Source organism: Corallococcus sp. RDP092CA, assembly GCF_041903675.1.
GTDB lineage: Bacteria > Myxococcota > Myxococcia > Myxococcales > Myxococcaceae > Corallococcus.
On the sequence record NZ_JAYESI010000081.1, the window covers coordinates 1 to 2,358 of the forward strand.

General features: G+C 69.3%; 1 protein-coding gene. It reads left to right on the forward strand.

Annotated features, from left to right (window positions below; translation table 11 throughout):
• Positions 1-25 precede the first annotated feature (25 nt).
• Positions 26-2,358 (forward strand): condensation domain-containing protein (locus U8525_RS34215; RefSeq protein WP_374270934.1); only part of this gene is annotated, 2,333 nt, incomplete at its 3' end.

Genomic DNA, 2,358 nt, shown 5'->3' on the forward strand with positions numbered 1-2,358 from the left:
GCACGGGAGGGAGGCCGGGGCGCGGATGTACCGCACGGGGGACCGGGTGCGGTGGGGCGCGGACGGGACGCTGGAGTACGTCAACCGGGCGGACAACCAGGTGAAGGTGCGCGGGTACCGCATCGAGTTGGGCGAAATCGAAGCGGTGCTGCGGCAGCAGGAGGAGGTGCGGGACGCGGCGGTGGTGGTGAGGGGAGAAGGGGCGGAAGCGCGGCTGGTGGGCTACGTGGTGGGGAAGCCTGGGCAGGAGGTGGAGGCGGGAGCGCTGCGTGAGCGGCTGAGGGTGAAGCTGCCGGAGTACATGGTGCCGCCAGTGCTACAGGTGCTGGAGGGGATGCCGCTGACGCCGAACGGGAAGGTGGACCGCAAGGCCCTGCCCGAGGTGGAGGCGGTGGCGGCGTCGTCGCGCGAGTACGAGGCGCCGAGGAACGAAGTCGAGAAGACGCTGGCGAGCATCTGGGCGGAGGTGCTGCGGGTGCCGCGAGTGGGGGTGAAGGACAGCTTCTTCGAGCTGGGGGGGCACTCGCTGATGGCGATGCGGGTGGTCTCCCGGGTCCGTGAAGAACTGGGCGTGGAGCTGCCGCTGCGTGCACTGTTCGCGGCGCCGACGCTGGAAGCGCTTGCCGCGCGGATGGAGGAGGCCACGCGCTCGAAGGTGAAGGCGCTGGTGCGTGTGTCGGGAGCTGGCGCGCGCCCGCTGTCCTTCGCGCAGCAGCGGCTGTGGTTCATCGATCAGTTGGAGCCGGGCAGCCCGCTCTACAACATCGCGGTCGCGGTGCGGTTGGACGGCACGCTGCGCCGGGACGTGTTGGAGAAGGTCCTTGGCGAAGTCTCGCGTCGCCACGAGGCCCTGCGGACGACATTCGCGCAGGAGAAGGACCAGGCCATCCAGGTCATCCACGCGGCGTTGGCAGTGCCGCTGGAGGGAGTGGAGCTCAAGGGCATCGGTTCGGCTCAGCAGGAGGCCGAGGTCCGGAGCCGGCTCGAACAGGAGGTGCTGAAGCCCTTCGATCTCACGACGGGGCCGTTGATCCGCGCGCTGCTGATGACGCTGGGCGAGCAGGACCACGTGCTGGCGCTGACGATGCACCACATCGTGTCGGACGCATGGTCGCTGGGCGTGCTGGTGCGAGAGGTGAGCGCGTTGTACGCGGCGTTCGCGGAAGGGCTCCCGTCGCCGCTGCCGGAGCTGCCGGTGCAGTACGCGGACTATGCGCTGGGGCAGCAGCAGGACCTGCAGGGCGAGGTGTTGCAGCGGGAGGTGGAGCACTGGAAGCAGCGGCTCGAGGGGGCGCCGTCAGTGCTGGAGTTGCCCACCGACCGGCCCCGTCCAGCGGTGCGAGGCGACGCGGGTGGAGTGGAGCGCTTCCTCTGGCCGCGAGAGTTCGAACAGTCGCTGCGAGCCCTGGCCCAGCGTGAGGGCGCCTCGCTCTACATGGTGTTGCTGGCGGGCTGGCAGGTGTTGCTGTCCCGCTACTCGGGGCAGACGGACATCAGCGTGGGCTCGCCCATCGCGGGGCGCACGCGCTCGGAGCTGGAAGGGCTCATCGGCTTCTTCGTCAACACGCTGGTGCTGCGTGCACAGGTGAACGGCGAGCAGTCCTTCAGGGCCCTGCTCGATCAGGTACGCGAGACGGTGCTGGACGCGTATGAGCACCAGGAGGTGCCGTTCGAGAAGCTGGTGGAGGCGTTGCAGCCGGAGCGCAGCCTGAGCCACACGCCGCTCTTCCAGACGCTGCTGACCCTCCAGAACGTGCCCATGGAGGAGGCCCGGCTCCCCGGGCTGGTCCTCAAGCCCATGGATATCGAGGGCCACACGTCGAAGTTCGACGTGAGCCTCTACTTCACGGAGACGCCGCAAGGCCTGCGCGGAATGGTCGAGTACAGCACCGACTTGTTCAACGCCAGGACCGCGCAGCGCATGGTGGAACACCTGCGCGTGGTGTTGGAAGGCGCGGTGGCGAGGCCAGGGGAAGCCGTGGGTCGGTTGCCTTTGCTTACGCCCGCGGAGCGCCAACGGGCGCTGGTGACGTGGAACCAGACGCAGGGGGAGTACGAGCGGGACGCGACGATTCCGCGGCTCTTCGAGGCGCAGGCGAAGCGAACGCCGAACGCAGTGGCGGTGGTGAGCGGCAAGCAGCGGCTGACGTACCGAGAGGTGGAGGGGAGGGCGAACCAGTTGGCGCAGCGGCTGCGCAAGCTGGGAGTGGGCCCGGAGTCGCGAGTGGGGGTGTGCGTGGAGCGCACGGCGGACGTGGTGGTGGGGACGCTGGGCATTCTCAAGGCGGGCGGCGCCTACGTGCCGTTGGACCCGAGCTACCCGAAGGAGCGACTGGGCTGGCTGCTGGAGGACGCGCA